Annotated in this window: 20 protein-coding genes; 12 read left to right on the top strand and 8 right to left on the bottom strand. The window is 45.4% G+C overall.

Translation table 11 applies throughout. The annotated features are described in order from the left end of the window. Positions 1-230 precede the first annotated feature (230 nt). Positions 231-1049: an exodeoxyribonuclease III gene (locus tag VXQ11_RS06860; protein WP_064095079.1), complete on the bottom strand. Its 819-nt coding sequence runs from the start codon at positions 1047-1049 to the stop codon at positions 231-233. Positions 1050-1089: 40 nt separating this feature from the next. Here VXQ11_RS06860 and pyrE point away from each other — a divergent pair, with 40 nt between their 5' ends. Next, the gene (gene pyrE, locus VXQ11_RS06855; RefSeq protein ID WP_064102598.1) at positions 1090-1740 is read left to right on the top strand and encodes an orotate phosphoribosyltransferase; all 651 of its coding nucleotides are present in this window, start codon (positions 1090-1092) and stop codon (positions 1738-1740) included. 576 nt (positions 1741-2316) lie between these two features. On the opposite strand, the gene VXQ11_RS06850 is transcribed toward pyrE, so the two are convergent. Further along, the gene (locus VXQ11_RS06850; protein ID WP_004281299.1) at positions 2317-2526 is read right to left on the bottom strand and encodes a cold-shock protein; all 210 of its coding nucleotides are present in this window, start codon (positions 2524-2526) and stop codon (positions 2317-2319) included. Between the two features lie 549 nt (positions 2527-3075). Between VXQ11_RS06850 and VXQ11_RS06845 the strand changes: the two genes are divergently transcribed. Beyond that, complete coding sequence (locus tag VXQ11_RS06845) at positions 3076-3408, top strand: hypothetical protein (protein WP_416681480.1); 333 nt, start codon at positions 3076-3078, stop codon at positions 3406-3408. A 202-nt stretch (positions 3409-3610) separates the two neighbouring features. Here VXQ11_RS06845 and VXQ11_RS06840 read toward each other — a convergent pair whose 3' ends face one another. The 4 genes from VXQ11_RS06840 to VXQ11_RS06825 form a co-directional block, all read right to left on the bottom strand. Next, positions 3611-4558: a copper resistance protein B gene (locus tag VXQ11_RS06840; RefSeq protein WP_191731012.1), complete on the bottom strand. Its 948-nt coding sequence runs from the start codon at positions 4556-4558 to the stop codon at positions 3611-3613. Next, positions 4545-6314 (bottom strand): copper resistance system multicopper oxidase, encoded by a 1770-nt coding sequence (locus VXQ11_RS06835; RefSeq protein WP_416705714.1) that lies wholly within the window; start codon positions 6312-6314, stop codon positions 4545-4547. Before VXQ11_RS06835 ends, VXQ11_RS06840 begins: the two co-directional genes overlap by 14 nt. Positions 6315-6355: 41 nt before the next feature. After that, entirely contained in the window at positions 6356-6778 is a 423-nt protein-coding gene (locus tag VXQ11_RS06830) for a hypothetical protein (RefSeq protein ID WP_416705713.1), read from the bottom strand. A 124-nt stretch (positions 6779-6902) separates the two neighbouring features. Beyond that, positions 6903-7103, bottom strand: a complete 201-nt coding sequence (locus tag VXQ11_RS06825) for a DUF3565 domain-containing protein (protein WP_064102602.1) — start codon at positions 7101-7103, stop codon at positions 6903-6905. Positions 7104-7245: 142 nt separating this feature from the next. Here VXQ11_RS06825 and gshB point away from each other — a divergent pair, with 142 nt between their 5' ends. Beyond that, positions 7246-8196 (top strand): glutathione synthase, encoded by a 951-nt coding sequence (gene gshB / locus VXQ11_RS06820; RefSeq protein WP_416705712.1) that lies wholly within the window; start codon positions 7246-7248, stop codon positions 8194-8196. Between the two features lie 50 nt (positions 8197-8246). Here the strand turns inward: gshB and VXQ11_RS06815 are convergent, their stop codons facing one another. Next, positions 8247-9449, bottom strand: a complete 1203-nt coding sequence (locus tag VXQ11_RS06815; protein ID WP_064102604.1) for a CynX/NimT family MFS transporter — start codon at positions 9447-9449, stop codon at positions 8247-8249. A gap of 424 nt (positions 9450-9873) precedes the next feature. Between VXQ11_RS06815 and murG the strand changes: the two genes are divergently transcribed. From murG to lpxC, 7 genes are all read left to right on the top strand, one after another. Beyond that, positions 9874-10971: an undecaprenyldiphospho-muramoylpentapeptide beta-N-acetylglucosaminyltransferase gene (gene murG / locus VXQ11_RS06810; protein ID WP_416681468.1), complete on the top strand. Its 1098-nt coding sequence runs from the start codon at positions 9874-9876 to the stop codon at positions 10969-10971. Positions 10972-10983: 12 nt separating this feature from the next. Next, complete coding sequence (gene murC / locus VXQ11_RS06805) at positions 10984-12432, top strand: UDP-N-acetylmuramate--L-alanine ligase (protein WP_064095069.1); 1449 nt, start codon at positions 10984-10986, stop codon at positions 12430-12432. Positions 12433-12489: 57 nt separating this feature from the next. Further along, positions 12490-13419: a D-alanine--D-alanine ligase gene (locus VXQ11_RS06800; protein ID WP_416705711.1), complete on the top strand. Its 930-nt coding sequence runs from the start codon at positions 12490-12492 to the stop codon at positions 13417-13419. Between the two features lie 2 nt (positions 13420-13421). After that, entirely contained in the window at positions 13422-14276 is an 855-nt protein-coding gene (locus VXQ11_RS06795) for a cell division protein FtsQ/DivIB (RefSeq protein ID WP_416705710.1), read from the top strand. 70 nt (positions 14277-14346) lie between these two features. Next, positions 14347-15609 carry a cell division protein FtsA gene (gene ftsA, locus VXQ11_RS06790; RefSeq protein ID WP_064095066.1) on the top strand — a complete coding sequence of 421 codons (1263 nt, stop codon included), beginning with the start codon at positions 14347-14349 and terminating at the stop codon, positions 15607-15609. 159 nt (positions 15610-15768) lie between these two features. Next, complete coding sequence (gene ftsZ / locus VXQ11_RS06785; RefSeq protein ID WP_064095065.1) at positions 15769-16959, top strand: cell division protein FtsZ; 1191 nt, start codon at positions 15769-15771, stop codon at positions 16957-16959. Positions 16960-17085: 126 nt separating this feature from the next. Next, positions 17086-17988, top strand: a complete 903-nt coding sequence (gene lpxC, locus VXQ11_RS06780; RefSeq protein WP_416705709.1) for a UDP-3-O-acyl-N-acetylglucosamine deacetylase — start codon at positions 17086-17088, stop codon at positions 17986-17988. Between the two features lie 99 nt (positions 17989-18087). On the opposite strand, the gene VXQ11_RS06775 is transcribed toward lpxC, so the two are convergent. Then, positions 18088-18528, bottom strand: a complete 441-nt coding sequence (locus VXQ11_RS06775; RefSeq protein WP_064095063.1) for a DciA family protein — start codon at positions 18526-18528, stop codon at positions 18088-18090. Positions 18529-18635: 107 nt separating this feature from the next. Between VXQ11_RS06775 and VXQ11_RS06770 the strand changes: the two genes are divergently transcribed. Both VXQ11_RS06770 and aceE read left to right on the top strand, forming a co-directional pair. Further along, entirely contained in the window at positions 18636-19319 is a 684-nt protein-coding gene (locus VXQ11_RS06770) for a M23 family metallopeptidase (RefSeq protein WP_416681454.1), read from the top strand. Between the two features lie 328 nt (positions 19320-19647). Beyond that, on the top strand, positions 19648-22350 hold the full coding sequence (aceE, locus tag VXQ11_RS06765; protein WP_064095061.1) for a pyruvate dehydrogenase (acetyl-transferring), homodimeric type: 2703 nt from the start codon (positions 19648-19650) through the stop codon (positions 22348-22350).

The following is a 22350-nucleotide window of genomic DNA, read 5'->3' as shown; positions in this document are numbered from 1 at the left end:
CAACGTCCATTGTCACATCCATGCAAAACAGGCTACATCTATAGTTATAGTCTGTTTTATTTTCGTCCTACGGCGTCCTGTCCTTATATGGTCATCCAGACCTGTCCCTGTGCCGTAGCGCTATAATGCTATGTTATTACATGGAGATAAACCCAAGAAATACGTCATGTCATGTAAGAGATAAACCCTAACTGAGTGAACATATGTTTACTATGTTGCATCGTACGGATTTATAGTTTGTAGTCAATAATCACGGGAGCATGGTCACTAAACCATTGATCTTTATAGACCCAAGCATTCACAGTGCGCTCTTTCCAGTCTGGAGAACAGGCCTGATAATCAATCCGCCAACCCACGTTCTTGGCGCGTGCTTGACCACGGTTTGACCACCAGGAATATAACTCGGCTTCTTTGCGCACTTCACGGAAAGTATCGACATAACCCAGCTCATCGTAGATATGATCCAGCCAGGCACGTTCATGCGGCAAGCATCCTGAAGATTTCTGGTTACCTGACCAGTTTTTAATATCAATACGTTTATGCACGATATTATAGTCACCACAGACAATCACCGACTTATTTTCATCACGCCACTGTTTCAGGATTTTCGCGTATTCTTCCAGAAAGTGATCTTTACGTGCTTGCGCTTCATCTCCTGATGAACCCGAAGGCAGGTACAGTGAACAGATCTGTACAGTTTGCTCTAGACCCAAGTCAAATTCAGCGGCAATAAAACGGCCTTGTGAATCGGCCAGTTCAAAACCCAGGCCATCGGTTAAAGAGACAAAAGGCAGGCGGCTATAAATGGCAGTACCGGCATACCCCGGACGTTCGGCAGGAAACAGGTGCGCGTACCAGCCTTCAGGCTTGAATTTATCGGTCCACTGCGCATGCGTGATCCGACTTTCCTGCATGCAAATTACATCAGCTTCAGACTGTTCCATCCATTCTAATAGACCTTTGGTGACAGATGAGCGTAAGCCGTTGACATTAATCGAAACGACGCGAAGAATTTTTTGATCACCTGGATAGCTACTCTTTGGTATCATGCGCAAGTCTTACCTTAATTAATGGATTTAGGAGCACCTCATGTCAACGCCAGCTCAATTTAACCCGCAAGCTTTTATCGAACTCGCATTATCACGCGGTGTGCTTAAATTTGGTGAGTTTACTTTAAAATCGGGACGTGTGAGTCCCTATTTTTTTAATGCGGGTTTGCTGAATGATGGTGAAGCCTTGACCCTGCTGGCTTCTGGCTATGCTGCGAAACTGACTGAATGTGACCATGTGGAAGTGATCTTCGGCCCTGCATATAAAGGTATCCCTTTTGTGGCAGCTACGGCGGTGGCCTTGTCGCAAAATCATGGGGTGAGTGTGCCGTGGGGGTTTAACCGCAAAGAAGCCAAAGACCATGGTGAAGGTGGGGTATTGGTCGGTGCTTCTGTAGCAGGTAAAAAAGTCTGGATCATTGATGACGTGATTACCGCAGGCACAGCAATTCGTGAAGTCGTTACCATCTTGAAGAATGCCGGTGCTCAAATTGCCGGAGTTTTGGTAGCGCTAGACCGCCAGGAAAAAGGCCAGGGGGATTTATCTGCGATTCAGGAAGTACAGCAAGAGCTTGAGATCCCTGTACATGCCTTAATTACAATGAAAGATTTAATGGACTATCTGGAAGCGAAAGGCGACTTAGATGCGTTGGCGAAAATGGAAGATTACCGGGTTAAATACGGTATCTAAGCCTTAATCATGAGAAAAAAGGAAGTTTTGACTTCCTTTTTTTATTTACAGGTAACAGGACCTACGATCAAAACTATTGCTCAGAAGAAGGAATCAGACCGTACATTTTTATTTTAAGATTCAATTTAATTATAAATTCAGCCACTTAATAGCTATCTAGGTTAAATCAAGTAAAATAACTGAAATTTAAGTTAATCCATTGTTTTATAATAATAAAATAAATTAAAAATACTGGAGATCGAAATTAATATTTCATTATTTTTTGTACGCATTTGCTTACGTTAATTCAGGCACTTTGCATCTATACGAGCTGCCCGTCATTTCCTATGATGAAGTTATCAGGAACAGGATGTTCCATAGAAGAATAACCAGAGATAAATACAAGGAAAGTAAGGTGCGACAGGAGTTATACCAAGCAAATCAACACGAAAAACCCTTGGCAGGATGCTGGGGGTTTTTCACTTTTATCTTTTTATTTTTTATAAAGTCCAACTCAGAACAGCAATGACTCAAAATTATTTATCTTCAGAGCTAAAAAAAGCACCTTCAGGTGCTTTTTTTCATTGTTGGGCTAAATTATAGCGCAACGATATTGATCGCATTTGGACCTTTTTGACCATCAACGACGCTAAAAGAAACACGTTGACCTTCAAATAAAGTTTTGAAACCAGAACTGCTGATTTCTTTAAAGTGTGCAAAAACGTCAGGACCTGATTCTTGTTGAATAAAACCAAAACCTTTAGTTTCGTTAAACCATTTTACTGTACCGGTAACTGTAGTAGACATAATATAAACCTGTTAAATTTTTAATAATTTTAGTCATCGAAATGACTATGGATAACTTGGAAAAACAACAAGAATTGAAATAAAGATCTGAAAAAACTGAGGATTATAAATAATACTGCGGCACTTAAAGAAGTTTAACTAAACAACGCTTTTTTCTAGTTAAAGACAGCATAACCTAAATCATAAAATATTCAAGTTTTTTATATTTATTATTTATTTTTCTTATAAAAAAAGACTCGAATTTTTTGCTTTTAAATTTTGTCCTGATCCGTTTGCGCTTTATGCAGAGCATTTCAGCATCAGCGAATTAAATCCCCTAAATCTATGTTGTGCTTAAGTTGTTTTATGTTAATAAAAATCATTTTTTAAGTAACAATGTTTTTATAAGTATATGTAATTTATGAATTTGGTTAAAATAAGGTTTTTGTCTTTAAGTTAGTTATTGTCATTGCCGAGATATAAGAATCCACCTATATTAAAAATTAATTGGAAAAATTAACTATAAGAATTTCTTAATTTTAATTTAAAACCATAACAAGAGTGAGTCTCATGGATTACTGGAACGGTGTGTTGCTTATATCCATCATCACCATGGTCGGGCTGGCCATGATCATCCTGTTTGTCGGATGTAAAATGTGGAAAAATCTGGTGGTGACTTTGCTGATAGCCACCTTGATCGGTTTTCTGATTATGTGTGCGATCAACTTTATCTTCGGTGACCGTCTGCAATTTCTTTGGGGTGTGCCTCAAAGTCACAATAGTAATTTCATGCTGGAAATGGGTCTGATGAGCCTGTTAATCGGTGGCGTGAGTACTTTTATCATTATGCTCGGCACGCTGGTAGCAAAAAGTAACAATAGAAATCAAAGTGATGAAGACTAGTTTTTCGCAAAATAACAGATATCGGCATAAGCGGGAGTGTACCGGAAAACCCAAAAAGTATAATGAGAATGCTTATAAAATCTAAAATCAAAAAAATTATCTTCAGCCTAAAACACAGCAGCATAGGGCTACGGAGTATGAATGTAGTTTCATCTTCCGTAGCGACATGATTAACCTGTAAAAAATTAAAGTTAAGAAAAACTTAGAACATCATTCTCAGGCCTGCCCCATAGATCCAGCCTTTTTCAGAGTCAGAGCTTTGCTGCCAGTCCGTCTGTTTGTTACCTTTGCTGTATTCATAACCCACTTCCAGATAAGGCATGAGCTTTTTGCTCAGCTCATAACGTGTTTCCAGACCCAAGGTTGCATGACGAAGACCGGTTTTTTTCGCATTCGCTGCCTGATCATTCAGGGTAAGATCCAGCTCGATAAAGGGCTGCATAATCAGTTTCTGCGTCAATAACAGGTCACGTTCCGTTTCCAGCTTTAATCCCACAAAGTCATCTTCACCGATATACAGATAAGCATCAGTTTCAAAAAAGTAGGGGGCCAGGCCATGCAGGCCAAATACAGCATCGAAGCGCTTGTTCTGCTGTCGTGTTGCAGGCTCAGCTAAATTTTCCTGACGGTAACGCACACCGGCCTGTACATCCCAGAAATCGGAAATATTTCGGCTATACAACACTTTGGCCTCATATTCGGCCGGCTGGGATTCATGTTTGTCGGCTTCTAGCTTGAGGAAGATTTTATTTTCATCCGTGCCGACTCTGGCCTGGTTCTTGGACTTGAAGGCTCCATTTCCCTCTGAACTATGCTGCCATTTCTGGTCCAGAATAATCTGGCTATATATCTGTGCACCATGTTCTTTACGGTGGTCATGTTCGTTGGCAGAACTGACTGAATTTTGTGGTGTACTCAGCGCCTGCTGTTGATGCAATAACTTTGGAGGCGGTTGATAGGATGCTTCATCTGCAGTTTCAGTATGCTGTGCGTGGTCATCAGCCATGTTTTGCATGGCATGATGTCCGCTATGATGCTGATGTTCATTATGACCCGTATGCTCGCTAGAAGCTGCCGCAAAAATACTCAGACTGCTTAGGGTAAGCGCACTGCTGAGCACTGACTTTACCAAAAGATTAGTGATGTGCATGGCTTTCTCCTTGAGCTGCTGCTGGCTTTGGCATTTTTTGTGAAGAAGGGTGAGATGCTTGATCTTCGTCAACCTGTGCCACAATCAGCTTGTTCATCATGCCAGCACTCATGTGATAGAGCAGATGGCAGTGAATCGCCCATTCTCCCAGTTCGTCAGCCGTGAGCAGGGTGGTCACTGTTTTCCCGGGCGGCACAATCACGGTGTGTTTATTTGGCATATTTGCAGCAGACTGACCATTTTCCAGCTGCATAAACATGCCATGCAAATGCATCGGATGGGCCATCATGCTGTCATTGATAAATTTCAGCCGGATCCGCTCGCCATATTTCACTTGAAGTGGCTCGGCATCACTGAATTTTTTACCATTAATGGTCCAGATGTAGCGCTCCATGGTTCCACCCAGACGAATCACCAGTTCACGTTCTGCTGCGCGGGTATCAGGTTGCGGTGTCAGGGCTTTGAGGTCTTGATATTGCAAGGCTTTGTGCCCTGCAGGCGTAGACATATTGGCCCAGCCCTCAACCGGCTGATGAGGCTGATTGGTCCCGGATATGGCACTATGACTTGCATGCATGTCGTGCTGGGCATGATCATCATGTTTAGGCGTATCTGTTGCAGATTGTGTGGTCTGACTGCTGTGTGTGTCATGTGACATGTCATGTTGTCCGCCATGTCCCATATCTTGCATGGTCAATAAGGCACGAGGGCGCGGTGTTAGTAATTGAACCGGAGCCGGGGTTTTGCTTGAATCAGTTGCCTGATGCAGACTGCCAATAGCAAAGCCTGATCGGTCGATCGATTCCGCTTCAATCTGGTAATGCGCTGTAGTGGGTTCCACAATCACATCATAGGTTTCAGCAGTTCCAATCCGGAATTCATCTACAGTGACCGGCTGCACAGCTTGTCCATCGGCACTGACCACAGTCATTTTCAGCTGGGGAATACGCACATCGAAAAACGACATGGCTGAGGCATTAATGAATCGCAGGCGGACTTTTTCATTGGGCTGGAACTGGCCACTCCAGTTCTGTTGCGGCGTTTTTCCATTGACCAGAAAGGTATAACCGGTAACATCAGACAGGTCGGTTTTCAGCATGCGCATCTGGTTCCACATCTTGCGATCTGACCAGGTGGCCTTGAGGCCGTCACGTTTTATCTGCTTAAATACATCGCCTACGGTTTCGCGCTGGTTCTGATAATATTCGGCCGATTTTTTTAAATTGTTCTGAATCTGCTGGCTGCCCTGTTCGTGAAAATCCGACAGCATCACCACATAATCCCGCTCGGTCTGTTCATGTGCAGGTAGCAATGTCTGGGCTTTGGGGCGAATCACCAATGCGCCATAGAGGCCGTCCTGTTCCTGACCTTTGGAATGTGCGTGATACCAGTAGGTGCCGTTTTGACGAACCTTGAAGCGATAAGTAAAAGACTGTTTCGGTTTGATCCCCTGAAAACCGTTAAATCCGGGGACGCCATCCATCAGCCCGGGCAGGAGCAGGCCATGCCAGTGCAGCGAGGTATCCTGATTGTTCAGGTTGTTTTGTACATGAATGACTGCATCATCACCTTCTTCAAATTCCAGCAAGGGTGCAGGGAATTTTCCGTTTACAGTGATACGCTTGACCGTCTTTCCGGTGAGATTGATCGGGCTTTCATCAATGACCAGATGATATTCTTTTACGGCTGCAAACAGGGCAGACGACGAGATGAGACCGAAGCCCAGACACAGGCTTTGACTGATTTTAAGCAACATAACTTAATCCTTAATGAATAAAAAAATTTAAAAATTCAAGATCAAGCTTTGGGTGGGCGTAAGATTTCTTGCCAGTAACCGGCAAGGTGCTTGGCATGGTAAGCAGGGAGGAGGGTTTTTTCCGGATAACCGTAATCAGGCACGCTTAACTCGGGCGTTGCAATGGGCAGGCTGGTGACCAGGTTCTGGCAGGCCATAGTGCCACAATCCAGACAGTCTGATGACTGCTGGGTGCTGTCACTGACACAATCCGGTTGTACCAGAATCTGATCTTGATGATGATCAGTCTCATGCAGCGAGTGAGAAGCAGATGGTTTTTTCATTTCCAGACAATGACTGCTCATTTTTTCAGTCGACATGACCAGATGCATGGTGTTTACAGATGCGACAGACACACTGCTCCAGCCTATGGCAAAAACCACAAGCATCACCAACCAGATCTGTTTGACGAGCCGTATGAGCAAAAGTACACCCTGAAAAAATGCGCTGCATGTTTGAGCAATAAAAGCATAAACGCAGTAACTCAAATTAGCAAATTCTGGACAAGATTATTTTTTAGGTCACCTACATACTACTTTTTTCATAGGTTCAGGTTTCAGTTTCGCACTTTTCACACTTTTTACAATCCAGCAGTATCCCGATCTTTTCCTTGCGCCCTTGCTCGGTCATCACCCAAGGACGGTTTTGCCATGGCGGGGTATGCCGTACATGCTGGCCATGTCCGCAGGCCAGCCCTGCAACCCAATGCTGTTCTTCATCCAGATGAAAACTGATAATGGCCTGTTGCATGGTATACCTCCTGTGAGTTCAATCTGCCTCAGTATTGTTCTAAAAACCTATATAAATAAGTCATGCAAAATCCCCATAAACAAAAGAATCGACACAAGCTATACTGCTTGCCAAGTCATTTTTTGAAAAAGAGCAGAGACACATGCGCGTACTTGTTGTGATGGATCCCATCGAAAATGTAAACCTGAAGAAAGACTCGACCATGGCCATGCTATGGGCAGCGGCACGTCGCGGGCATGAACTCGGTTATGCATTGCAGCAAGATTTATATATCGATCAGGGCAAGGCCTTTGGTCTGATCGCACCGTTACAGGTATTTGAAGACTACGACCATTATTATGAACTTGGCGAAAAACAAAAAGAGTCGATCGCTGCTTATGACGTGGTCTTGATGCGTAAAGATCCGCCTTTTGATATGAACTTCGTCTATACCACTTATATTCTGGAGCAGGCAGAGCGCGAAGGAGCATGGATCATCAACAAACCGCAAAGCCTGCGTGACTGTAATGAAAAACTGTTCGCGACCCAGTTCCCGTATCTACAAGTTCCGACCTTGGTGACTTCACAGCAAAGCCTGATTCGTGAATTTCTCAAAGAACAGGTCGATGTCATTGTAAAACCGCTGGATGGCATGGGCGGCACCGGGATTTTCCGCCTGTATCAGGACGGGATCAATATCGGTTCAACCATTGAAATGCTGACCAATAACGGCACCCAGCCGATTATGGCGCAGCGTTATATTCCGGAAATTGTCGAAGGTGATAAACGCATCCTGATGATTAATGGCGAGCCAGTGCCGTATTGTCTGGCCCGTATTCCACAAAATGGTGAAGTGCGCGGCAATCTGGCCGCGGGTGGCCTAGGCGAGGCACGCCCACTGACTGAAACTGACAAAGCCATTGCAGCAAAAGTAGGGCCGTATCTCAGAGAGAAAGGTCTGGTTTTTGTGGGGCTGGATGTGATCGGAAATTATGTCACTGAAATTAATGTAACCAGTCCAACCTGTATCCGTGAAATTGATATGCAGTTTGGCACCTCGATTGCGGATGATCTGTTTGCCGTGCTGGAAGCGGGTCAGGCCAATCAAGTATAAAGGTAAAATCAGGTGAAAGAAGAGTCTGCTTGCAGGCTCTTTTTACCTTTTTATTTCGGGTAACGCTTAAATAAATATGCCGTCATTACCATGCCTAGCATCGAAAGGCAGACGGTGATAATGGCGAGATTGGCCCAGTATTGGGTGGCAGATATCAGCGCAGCGCTCAGGGTCGGTATAAAAAACTGTGCGCAGGCTGAAATTTGTAAAACCAGACCCACACTGGCCGCTGCTGCATAGGCGCGTGGTGCATAATGCAGGGTAATCGCAAAAACAGTGGTCGGGATCATCCCGCCAATCAGTGAAAACAGCACGGCACTGACAACCTGCAATTCAAATGAGAGCCAGGAATTTGCGGCAAATACCAAGCAACTGCTACAGAGCATTGCCACAAATCCGGTACTCAATAAAGTGCGCGGTCTATAACCCTGTTGCAGCAACATGCCTGCGCCAAAAGTACCACCCAGATTGGCCAGAACGACCATCGAGACCAGCATCCCTGCGCGTTTTAAGTCCAGCCCCTGTTCAACATACAGTGTAGGCAGGAAGCCCGTGACAGTAATCCATTGACTGGTATAACACGCAAAAATAATCGCCAGACAGATAATGGGAGGATGGGTCAGGGTAATTTGAACAATCTGCCAGAATGAGGTGTTTTCCGTAGCTGCCTGGGTAGAGTCTGGCTGTGTTACCAGGGCAGGTTCAATATTTAAATATTGTTTGATCATGCCAGCAATGACAAGGCACAGGCAGCCCAAAATGGCCCAGATCGTTTGCCAGTCCAGATATTCAAGCAGGAGAGGAATCATCAATACGGCCAGACTGACACCGATGCCCATATAGGAACTCCAGAGTCCCATCTTGAAATTCAGTGTTTCAGCGCGGCTGGTACGTTTTAAAATTGCTGGCGCACACAAGGAGATGGTTAAAAACCCGATTCCTTCCATAAAACGCAATACATATAAAGTGGCAGGCTGCGTAATCCAGAGCCCGGCAAGACTGCTCAGCCCTAAAATGATTAAGGCCATGATCAGGCAGCGCTTTAATCCCATTTTTTCCGAGAAGGCGCCAATGCATAGCGCAAACAGCATTCCGGCGGCCTGCACCAATGCTAACGAAAAACCAGCCTGAGTAAAACTCAGGTTTAAATCCTGCTGCAACACAGGAATCACGGCCGAAAGTTTGCCCACATGGATCGCAGCCAGATAACCGGCCAAGATAATCCATACATCACGCAATGAGATTTTTGACATCTATCCGAACTGAGTCCATTTAAAGCATCTGCTTGTACATCAAGCATCATTCATATATAGATATGAATAACATGAAAGTTTTATAAAATTTATAGGTTTTAAGCCTAAGCTCATTAGTCGATGATAAGACATGGATTGACCGGGAGTGAGCTGTAAATGGTTCTAAATAAAGCCCTATCCGGGGCAAGATCATTGATAATATAATGAAAAGTGAGTTTAAAATTGATATGATATGTCACTTAAGTCGAAGGAAAAGTGCAGACCTTATAAATAAAACGAGTCCAAACTTGAAATTTGCGTGAAAAAAACAATTAAAGCCTTGTTGAAATAAAGTAAATAAACTTTCATGGCCTGAGGTTTGTGATTACAATTGATTACTTAAATCAGATTTCCTGCTCCATTTTTAGTATTGAAGAATTAAACCGTGACCGACGCTCAGCAAAAACAGCCTAAACATGTCATGATGATGGCCGCAGGTACAGGTGGACATGTGTTTCCAGCGTTAGCTGTTGCCAAAGATTTACAACAAAAAGGTATACAGGTTTCATGGTTAGCCACCCCCACAGGCATGGAAAACCGCCTGTTAAAAAACCAGAATATTCCCATTTATCACATTGATATTCAGGGTGTGCGTGGCAATGGTTTCTTACGTAAAGCCTTGGCGCCTTTTAAAATCATGAAAGCCACCTTCAGTGCCATGAAATTCATGAAACAGCTTCAGGTCGATGCCGTGGCAGGCTTTGGCGGTTATGTGGCAGGCCCGGGTGGTTTGGCCGCGCGTATCTTAGGCATTCCGGTGCTGATTCATGAACAGAATGCAGTCGCCGGTTTTACCAATACCCAATTGTCGCGTGTGGCAAAGACGGTGTGTCAGGCTTTTCCAAATACCTTTCCGGCCCAAGAAAAAGTCGTGACTACAGGTAATCCGGTACGACAAGAAATTAGTGAAATTTTAAATCCGTCCTGGCGTTATCAGGAGCGTGACAAGGCAGGACTGCCCTTACGTATTCTGATCGTTGGTGGATCTTTGGGGGCGCAAGCCTTAAATGAACGGGTTCCGAAAGCTTTAAAGCAACTCAATGTGCCATTAAGCGTCTATCATCAGTGTGGGCAAAACCATGCCGAGTCGACACGGGCACGTTATGAAAATGCACCAGCCAGTTTGCAAGTTGAAGTACAGCCCTTTATTGAAGATATGGCCAAAGCCTATTCTGATGCCGATCTGGTGATTTGCCGTGCCGGAGCTTTGACTGTAACTGAAATTGCCACTGCCGGCGTAGCTGCGATTTTTGTGCCGCTTCCAAGTGCAGTGGATGATCATCAGACGGCCAATGCCGGTTTCCTGGCCAATATCAATGCGGCAAAGATTTGCCCGCAGGCCACAATGACCCCGGAAAGTTTAAAAACATTATTAGAGCCGATGCTGAATCGCCAACTGTTAATGGAAATGGCCGTGAAAGCACGCCGACAGGCTCAACCCGATGCGACTCAACATGTGGTCCGTTTAATTCAAGAATTGTAATCCGAGTAAACTATGTCTCCAACAACCCCAGCTGAACAAGCGAAAAAGTTAATTAAAGTGCCAGAAATGCGCCGTATCAAACACATTCATTTTGTGGGGATTGGTGGCGCAGGCATGTGTGGTATTGCGGAAGTGCTGAAAAACCAGGGCTATAAAGTTTCCGGTTCAGATATCAAGACATCCAATACCACCGCACAGCTGGAAGCGAATGGCATTAAAGTCTATATCGGACATACTGCAAATAATATTAAGGGCGCCAACGTGATCGTGGTCTCTACCGCGATTGATAAGGAAAATCCGGAAATTAAAACCGCGATTGAAAACCGTATTCCTGTGGTTCGCCGTGCGGAAATGTTGGGTGAACTGATGCGTTACCGTCATGGTATTGCCGTTGCCGGCACGCATGGCAAGACCACGACCACCAGTCTGATCACCTGTATGCTGGCTGAAGAAAACATGGATCCAACCTATGTGATCGGTGGTTTGCTGAACCGTACCGGTATGAATGCAGCCTTGGGCGCCAGCCGTTATATTGTGGCCGAAGCCGATGAGTCAGATGCTTCTTTCCTGCACCTGGAACCAATGGCTGCCGTGGTGACCAATATTGATGCCGATCATATGGATACCTATGGCGGTAGCTTCGATGTCCTGAAAGATACTTTTATCCAGTTCCTGCAAAAACTGCCATTTTACGGCTTGGCCGTAGTCTGTGGTGATGATGCCAATATCCGTGAAATCATGCCGCGGATTGCACGTCCATTACTGACTTATGGCTTCAATGAAGACAATGACATCCGCGCAGTAGATGTTGATCAGGATGGCATGCAAACCCACTTTACCGTATTGCGTAAAGAGCGTGAGCCATTGCGTGTAACGGTCAACCAGCCAGGTTTGCATAATGTGCTGAATGCCTTGGCTGCGATTGGTATAGCAACTGATGAAGGCGTGTCTGATGCTTCAATCTGCCGTGCACTGGAAGGTTTTAGTGGTGTGGGTCGCCGTTTTGAAGTTCAGGGTGAGTTTGCGATTGAGGGCGGTGACGTGAAACTGGTGGATGACTATGGCCATCATCCAAAAGAAGTCGAAGCGACGATTAAAGCTGCGCGTCAGAGTCATCCGGACCGTCGTCTGGTAATGATGTTCCAGCCACACCGTTATAGCCGTACCCGTGACTGCTTTGATGATTTTGTGGAAGTACTTTCGACTGTAGACCAGTTATTGTTGCTGGATGTTTATCCTGCTGGCGAAAAACCGATTGTCGGGGCGGACAGCCGTACTTTGGCCCGCAGCATTCGTCTACGTGGTGAAGTCGAGCCAATTCTGGTCGATGCGGCGGACGGCAACCTGAATCAGATCATGAGAAAAGTATTGCAAGCAAATGACTTGTTATTAACCCAGGGCGCAGGTAATGTTGGAGCAATCTCAGTCGAACTTGCACAAAATCACTTATATATAAAATAGTCATCTTGTGTGACTGAATTGAATTGACCAGATTGAAAAAAGTTTAAGGATATAAACGTGTCAAATGCTTCAAAATTCGGAAAAGTTGCCGTGTTGCTTGGTGGTAAATCTGCAGAGCGTGAGGTTTCTCTAGACAGTGGTACGGCGGTACTTGAGGCATTAGTGCGTTCAGGGGTCAATGCGGAAGCGTTTGACCCGCAGGAGCGTAGTGTCACAGAATTGGTGAATTATGATCGTGCATTCATTGTATTGCATGGTCGTGGCGGGGAAGACGGCCAGATCCAGGGTGTGCTGGAATGGCTAAACGTACCGTATACCGGTACGGGTGTACAGGGTTCTGCCATCGGCATGGACAAGGTCAAGACCAAACAGGTCTGGCAGGGCTCGGAATTGCCGACAGCACCGTATCGCATTGTTACCAAAGATTCCGATGCGGCTGACATTGTTAATGCTTTAGGCTTGCCTTTGATTATCAAGCCGGTGCATGAAGGTTCCAGTATCGGTATGAGCAAGGTCGAAAAAATTGAAGACTTTGCTGAAGCGATTGCCAAGGCAACTGAACACGATGCCGTGGTGATGGCAGAAAAATGGATTACCGGTCGTGAATTCACCATTGTGATTTTAAATGGTCAGGCGCTGCCGGTGATTCGTCTTGAACCGCCTCAAGATGTCGCCTTCTACGACTATGAAGCTAAATATAACCGTAATGATGTGCAATATGGCATTCCATGTGGTCTGACTGAAGCTGAAGAGCAGCAGTTAAAAGCCTTGAGTTTGCGCGCATTCCAGGCAGTTGGTGCCAGCGGTTGGGGCCGGATTGATGCCATGCAGGATGAACAGGGTAATTTCTGGCTGCTTGAAGTCAACACCGTGCCGGGTATGACCAGTCATTCTCTGGTGCCAAAAGCAGCAGCTGCAGTCGGATGCAGTTTTGATGAGCTGTGTGTTGCGATTCTGGAACAGACTCTGACCGGTTCGGCACACTAAATATGGCTCAGCTTCCTGTTTCCATGCGCCGTAAACGTGCTGCAATTACCTCGATTCACGACAAGCCGCCAACACGCAAAGAAAAGCTGGCTAATTTTGGTGGTTGGTTATTGTTGTGTATCGCGGTGCTGGTACTGGCCGCTGGAGTATGGGGTTTATATAAAGTCATGACCAATACTGATGTGGCAGAACTGGGCGTGGTAGGTACGCGCTCGGCTGCTGAACAGCGTCAGGTCATGCAATATGTATCACCGATTGTGACCGAAAACTATTTTACTTCGGATCTGGAAGCGATCCGCGACCGTACCCTGGAATTGTCCTGGGTAGACCGGGTCGTGGTTTCTCGAGCCTGGCCAAATGGTATTCGGGTCAGGGTCATGCCGCATCATGCAATTGCACGTTGGGGAACAGGGCGTTTACTAAGTGACAGTGGTGTGATTTTTACGGAAGTCACACCCAAGAATTATCAGGCATTACCGTTGTTACATGGACCGGCGAGCCATGCGGAAACCATGATGCGTCGTTATAATGAAATTAATCAGTTATTTTTACCACAAGGTATTCGTCTAAAAGAATTATACCTCACCGAGCGAATGACCTGGTTTATGCAGTTTGATTCGGGTTTAAGAATAATTGTGGATAAAGATCAGACCATGAGCAAATTACAGCGTTTAAGTCAGCTATCCCAGCGTGATTTGAAGCCGGTCTGGTCTAAAATCTCGGCTATCGACCTGCGTTATCGCAATGGATTGTCGATACAGTGGAAAAATTCAATTCCGCCTAAAATTGTAAATGGACATTTTATTGTAACCATTAATGACATGGGCGTTGAGAATAATGTAACAGTAAAGCCATAATGACCGGCTTTAAAAAATAGAGGCGTTTAAAGCCATAAATCTAACAAACACGTAATGGTAGTAGTGAATAATGAGTGAAGCTGTTCCCTCGGTTGTGGCGATTGACATTGGGACACACAAAGTTTCAGTTTTGATTGGCAAGGTACACGCGCCAGACAATATCCAAGTGATTGGTATGGCCACCGCTCGTAACCGAGGCATGAGTAAAGGGAAAATTGTCAGTCTCGATAAAGTTATTACTGCAATTAAAAATGCCGTTCAAGAAGCAGAAGATATGGCAGAATGTCGAGTACATTCTGCTTGGGTTTCTATTCCAAGTGCCGAATTAAAAAGCTTTTATGCATCGGGGCGTACCTCGATCGACAATAGCGAACATGCGATTACCACCAGCGAAGTGGTACGTGCACTGGAGTTGGCCAAAGCCAGTCATTTGACTTCAGACCATTATCTGGTCAGCGCTGTGCCTCTGGGCTTTGAGCTGGATGATTCACCGGAATGGGTGCTGAATCCGATTCGGATGTCGGCACATAGCATGACCGGACATTATCATCTGATGATGCTGCCGATCAGTACCATGCAGAATATTGACCGTGCCCTGAAAGGGGCCAATATCGGCGTAGAAAAAATGGTGGTGTCGAGTCTGGCCACCGCTGAAGCCAGCCTGCTCAAAGACGAAAAAGAATATGGCGTATGTCTGGTAGATATTGGGGCTGGCACGACCAATGTTGCAGTGTATGTAGATGGCCGTCTGGCCTTAACCCATACTTTCCAGCGTGGCGGTGAACATGTGACCCGTGATATTGCAGCAGTATTGCAAACCACAACCGAAGAAGCTGAACGTCTGAAATTGCTGTACGGCTGTGTTGACCTGAAAGTGGTCAAGCCTGACCATATGATTCAGTTCCAGGGCATTGATGGACCACAGACCATCAGCCGGATCGAGCTGACTGAAATCATTATGGCGCGTTATGAAGAAATTCTCGGACTGGTGCGTGATGAGCTGGTGAAAAACGGTGCTCTCCAGGGCTTATATCATGGGGTAGTCCTGACCGGGGATGCCAGTCATATTGAAGGAATGGTGAGTTTTGTCCGCCGTACCATGGGAGTCTCGGCGCATTTAGGTAATCCGCCGACTCAGGTGTATGCGGATGAACCTCATCAGGCCGCTTTGCGTCGTTCGCAATATAGCACTGTGGCTGGTTTGTTGATGTTTAGCCAGAGTGATACCCAGGACACGATAGTGGAGCAGGATGATGTAGAACGGTTGTCATTGGCTCAGCGGGTGAAAAGAGCCTGGTCTGGCTTTAACGACACCTTGAAATCCATCTTTTAAGTCGATTTTTATTGTGAATATTGTTGAGAAGATGTAGTTAATCGGGCTTGTACTTGACAAGTGAACGCATGAGCAGCATTCTTAAAAACAATTTTATCAAGATTAAGGCAGTATACGGGCTTAGTGACTGCCAATTATGAATTAGGAATTTTATAGGTCATGGCCTCATTTGAATTTTTCGAAGACGATCATAGCGATAGCAATGGTCAAGCCCGTTTCACTGTATTTGGTGTAGGTGGTGCGGGTGGTAATGCTGTACAGCATATGTTGCAGTCCGATATTCAGGGTGTAAAGTTTGTTTGTGCCAATACGGACAAGCAGGCACTGGATCGCATGGAAGCTGAATTTAAAATTCAGCTGGGCGAGCAGAGTACCCGTGGTCTGGGTGCCGGTGCAAATCCGCAAGTGGGCCAGACTGCAGCGGAAGAAAGTCGTGAACTGATCCGCCAGCAGCTTGAAGGCACAGATATGGTATTTGTGACAGCAGGTATGGGTGGTGGTACCGGTACCGGTGCTGCGCCAGTCGTAGCTGAAATTGCCAAAGAAATGGGTATCCTGACTGTAGGTGTAGTAACTACGCCCTTCAACTTCGAAGGTAAACGTCGTTTACAGTCTGCTGAAAAAGGTATCGAAGCCCTTGAGCAGCATGTAGACTCATTGATCATCATTCCAAACCAGCGGTTATTGAAAGTCTTTCGTGATATTTCAATGAAAGATGCATATAAAAAAGCGGATGATGTGCTACTGAATGCTGTACGCAGTATTTTTGATTTAGTGGTACGTCCAGGTCATATCAACCTTGACTTTGCTGACTTGAAAACCGCTATGAGCACACGTGGTTATGCCATGATGGGTGTTGGTCTGGGTCGTGGTGAAAACCGTGCCCGTCAGGCAGCTGAACAGGCGATCCGTAGTCCATTGCTCGATAACGTGACCATCATGAATGCCAAAGGTATTCTGATCAATGTAACCGGCGGCGATGATGTGACTTTTGGTGAAATTGAAGAAATTACCGATGTTGTCAACCAGATTGTCGATTTAGATGAAGGTCAGGTGTTCTACGGTACCGTTTTTGATCCGGATGCACGCGATGAAATCAGTGTGACCGTAATTGCAACAGGTCTCACCCGCCATGCAGCCGATTCAGTTGAGCCGACCAAACGTACCAATGTACAGGCAACTCGTCCAGCTGCTGCACAGGCCGTGGTTGAAGATGACGATGTGCCGGCAATTCAGCGTCAGCAGCATGAAACAGGAGCAGCAGCGAACCCGGCAGCAGCTTCAGTTTCCAGCCCGCGCCCAACGCCAATGAGTATTCAGGATTATCTTAAGAATCAACAACGTAAATAACATGTAACATGATGTGTTTACTTGGATTACACAGTAAAGGTGGCTTAAAAGCCACCTTTTTGTTTTTTATCAATGGCCAAATATGCTAACGTATAGCGGTTTTATAGATGAACAGATGATAAAAGCATGTTGAAACAACGTACCCTGAAACGTATCGTGAAAGCGAGCGGAATCGGTCTTCACAGTGGGCAGAAAGTCATGATTAACTTTGTGCCGCACTATGCCGATGGGGGAATTGTGTTTCGTCGTATAGACCTGAACCCACCAGTGGACATTCCGGCTGATGCCATGCTGATTCAGGAAGCCTTTATGTGCTCGAATCTGGTTCAGGAAAATGCCAAAGTGGGTACGATTGAGCATGTCATGAGTGCGATTGCCGGTTTGGGAATTGATAATCTGATAATTGAAGTCTCTGCCTCTGAAGTACCGATTATGGATGGCAGTGCAGGTCCGTTTATTTACCTGTTAATGCAAGGTGGATTACAAGAGCTGGATGCTGCCAAAAAATTCGTCAAGATTATTAAACCGGTTGAAGCACTGATTGATGACAAGCGTGCCGTTTTTAGCCCCCATCAAGGCTTCCAGCTTAATTTCACCATCGATTTTGATCATCCTGCCTTTAAAAAAGAACATCAGTCCGCCAGCATCGATTTTTCTACTGAAACTTTTGTTTATGAAGTCAGTGAAGCACGTACCTTTGGTTTTATGAAAGATCTGGATTATCTCAAAGCCAATAATCTGGCGTTGGGAGCCAGTCTGGAAAATGCGATTGGAGTGGATGAAACCGGGGTCGTTAATGAAGAAGGCTTGCGTTTCTCGGACGAATTTGTACGGCATAAAATTCTGGATGCCGTCGGTGATTTATATCTGCTCGGACATCAGATTATTGCCAAATTTGACGGTTATAAATCTGGACATGCCTTGAATAATCAACTTTTACGCAATGTGAAAAGTGATCCAAGCTGCTATGAAATTGTAACATTTGATGACGAGTCTAATTGTCCAATCATGTATGTGAATGTGACATAAGTCATTGTGTTTGTGCCTTTATGTTTTTATTACTGCGTTAATACTGTGATACAGGTCACATAATGGTTACTTTTTAATTTATTACATTTGATTGCTATGTTACTTTTTATTGCTTGCCAAACGTAGTAAAGCTTGGCTAAGCTTAGGGTCGCTTATAAAGTCAGCCGCACTACGAAGTAATTCCTGTGTTTCTGCATTTAAGGCTCTTTCAGGTGTTACTGGAGCAGGGGGCATTTGCGAAGGATTCCGCAAGCAAACTTGAATTTTAGTGAGATCTGTTAATTCATTTATTTGAGAGAGTTGTGAGATGTATTGCTTTTGAAGATAGGCCAGTTGACTGATCATGGCCTGGTTTTCACCAGTAATCGTTAACACACCATTTTGATAGCAAACAACTTGCCAGCGTTCCGGTTGGGGCAACAGCGGTTGTACGAGTTTCGTAAGTTTCTGCCAAGCGGCAACTTGTGATGAGAGAAACGAAAAGTTTCCTGTTTTTATCTGCTTTCTTGTTTGTTGAAAAACGTTGACAGGTTCAGACATACATTGTTCCTACATATTTATGTCTTAATCTTATGCGCTTCTTTTAGTGGATATCAAGGATAGAGATCTTCAAGAAACTCGATTAAAGCAGTTTAGAGAGGTTTTTTATGCATATGCGACGTATTTTGTTGGCATTTTCTTTGTCGGCTTCAGCTGCCTCGGTAGCGTTTGCAGATTTAGTCAATCTAAATCAAGAAAATGGTTCAACAGATCGTATCGAGCAATTGACACGGACTTTGGCACAGGGTGCATATACTCATCCAGATGATATCGATATCCCAGCGCAAACCAAATTAAATGTTCAACTGCGTGAGAAACCTGTTGAGCTTAACAATCGAACACTTGCTCAGAAGTATGCCAGTACTTCCTCTAACAAAGCGGCAGCAAACAGCACTTACTCTTGGTTGATTTCCCATCCTTTACCTAATTCTCGCATAAGTTCAAGTTACGGCGGGCGTACCATGGGTGGCCGTGCTGAAAATCATTCAGGCCTTGATCTCGCTGCACCAAGCGGTACACCGATCTATGCTACTGGTCCCGGTATTGTGACCAAGTCAGGTTGGGGTACAGGTTATGGCCAATATGTTGAAATCAATCATGGCAACGGCTATTTAACACGTTATGCTCATGCTTCACGACTTATTACACGTGTGGGAGAACAGGTGCAAGCGGGTGATCATATTGCCAATGTAGGCTGTACTGGTCGCTGTACCGGTCCACACTTACATTATGAAGTAGTAAAAGACGGTCAACGTAAAAACCCATCGACTTATTTGGCCATGTTACCTTAAATATAGTCTGGGATAGCGAGATATATCTCTATACATAAATAATCTCCATTAAGCAGTTTTAAACACTTAATCTGAAAGCTCTTCAAATCAAATTGAGGGGCTTTTTATTTAATCGCTTTTAAATATCATATTATCACCAACTATTATAATGATTGTATAATAAATCGCCTTTATTGGCTGTTTTTTGTTATGTAGTGTAATTATACGTCACCAATCATTTAGTTCCTAAATAGTACTGCCAAATCGCATTCAGCTAGGGCCATACCAGCTGAGGTCTCAAATATGGTACATATAGGCTATTAGATTAGGCTTTTAGGAACTGTAGATTATGGCGTTTTATGGTGATACAGACGCGCAAGAAACCCAGGAATGGCAAGATGCATTTGATTCGGTTTTGCAGCATATGGGCACTGAGCGTGCAGCATTTTTATTAGAAAAACTTTATCAACGCGCAATCGCAAAGCATGTTCCTATTCAGCGTTTAAATACTCCCTACTTAAATACGATTTCTGTTGAAGAACAACCTGCCATGCCGGGTGATCAGGATATGGAGCGTCGTATTCGTGCGCTGATCCGCTGGAATGCTCTGGCAATGGTATTGCGTGCGAATAAAACTGGTGATGACCTCGGTGGTCACCTGGCGAGCTTTGCTTCTTCTGCGACCCTTTACGATGTCGGCTTTAACCACTTTTTCCGGGCCAACAGTGACCACTTTGGCGGTGACATGATCTATTACCAGGGCCATTGTGCACCGGGTATTTACGCGCGTTCATTTTTGGAAGGCCGACTGACCGAAGAGCATCTGAATAATTTCCGTCGAGAAGTCGGCGGTAAAGGTCTGCCATCTTATCCGCATCCTTATCTGATGCCGGACTACTGGCAGTTCCCGACGGTATCGATGGGTCTAGGTCCCATCATGTCAATTTATCAGGCGCATATTCAAAAGTACCTGATGAACCGTGGCCTGATCAAAGAAGAAGACCGTAAAGTCTGGGCTTATCTGGGCGATGGCGAGATGGATGAGCCGGAAAGCCTGGGTGCAATTTCTCTGGCCGGTCGTGAAAAGCTCGATAACCTGATCTGGGTGGTGAACTGTAACTTGCAACGTCTGGATGGTCCGGTACGTGGGAATGGCAAGATCATTCAGGAGCTTGAGTCGCTATTCCGCGGTGCAGGCTGGCGTGTAATTAAAGTCGTGTGGGGCCGTCACTGGGATCCATTACTAGCGAAAGATAAATCTGGTGCACTGAAAGCAGTAATGGAAGAAGCGGTGGATGGCGATTTCCAGCGCTACCAGGTAAAAGGTGGTGCTTATGCACGCGAAAAGTTCTTTGGTAAATATCCAGAAGCCAAAGAGCTGGTGAAAGATTTAAGTGATGAAGATATTGATAATCTGAACCGCGGTGGTCACGATCCGTACAAAGTCTTTGCGGCTTATGCCGAAGCTTGTACTGCCAAAGGTCAGCCGACGGTGATCCTGGCGAAAACCGTGAAAGGTTATGGCTTGTCGGAAGAAATCGAAGCAGTTAACAAAACGCATCAAATCAAGAAGATGCAAATTAATTCTTTGAAATATGTGCGCGACCGTTTCAATCTTCCTTTCACTGATGAACAGCTGGAAGAAGTGCCGTTCTATCGTCCAAGTGAAAACTCTCCTGAAATCAAATATATGAAGGCTCGTCGTGAAGCGCTGGGTGGTTATCTGCCTGCACGTCGCAAGGACAGCGAGCAGCTGGCAATTCCTGAGCTGTCTGTATTTGATTCGGTCCTAGCGGGTTCGAACGGCAAAGAACAGTCGACCACGATGGTGATGGTACGTTTAATCTCGGCACTTCTTAAAGAGAAAGCGATTAAAGATCGTGTTGTGCCAATCGTGCCTGATGAAGCACGTACTTTCGGTCTGGAGGGCATGTTCCGCCAGCTGGGTATTTATGCCGCGCATGGCCAGAAATATACCCCGGAAGACCAAGAACAGCTGATGCATTACCGTGAAGCCAAAGACGGTCACATGTTGCAAGAAGGGATTAACGAAGCCGGCGCCATGAGTGCATGGGCGGCATTAGGCACCAGTTATTCAACCAATAACCTGCCAATGATTCCGATGTACATGTACTACTCGATGTTTGGTTTCCAGCGTATCGGTGATATTGCATGGGCTGCAGGTGATGCACAGGCACAAGGTTTCTTGCTGGGCGCAACCGCAGGCCGTACCACACTGAACGGTGAAGGCTTGCAGCATCAGGATGGTCATTCACACATCCTGGCCAGTACCATTCCAAACTGTGTCGCTTATGACCCATGTTTCGGTTATGAGTTGGCAGTGATCGTGCATGACGGTTTACGACGTATGTATGTGAATCAGGAACGTGTGTTCTATTACCTGACCGTAATGAACGAAAACTACGAGCATCCTGAAATGCCAAAAGGTGTTGAAGAAGGTATCAAGCGCGGTATGTACCTGCTTGAAGAAGACGAGAAAGCTACCGTTCAGTTACTGGGCTCAGGTGTGATTCTGCGTGAAGTGATCAAGGCAGCGAAGATCCTGCGTGAGGAATACCAGATCCACTCGAATGTCTACAGTGTGACCAGCTTCAATGAACTGGCACGTGACGGCATGGCATGTGAAGAATACAACCGCTTGCATCCGCTGGCTGAAGACGTGAAAGAAGCATGGGTATCGAAACAGCTCCGTGGTACTGAAGGTATTGTGGTATCTGCAACCGATCACATGCGTGCCTATAGCGAACAGATTCGTGCTTATCTTCCGGATAACCGTCCATTCGTAGCACTGGGTACTGACGGTTATGGCCGTTCAGATACACGTGGCAACTTGCGCAGCTACTTTGGTGTTGATGCTGCACATATTGTAGTGGCCACCCTGAAAAAACTGGCTGATGAAGGTGAAGTTGATCCGCGTCTGGTTAAAGATGCGATCTCGACTTTCGAGCTTGATACCGATCGTCCAGTGGCTTGGGCACCGCAAGAAACTCCATCAGTACATGCTGTTGCTGACTACAAAGAGGAGAACTAA

Origin of the sequence: Acinetobacter sp. 197 (genome assembly GCF_048148385.1) — a bacterium.
Classification (GTDB): domain Bacteria; phylum Pseudomonadota; class Gammaproteobacteria; order Pseudomonadales; family Moraxellaceae; genus Acinetobacter; species Acinetobacter pecorum.
This window is presented reverse-complemented; position numbering and strand designations above follow the sequence as displayed.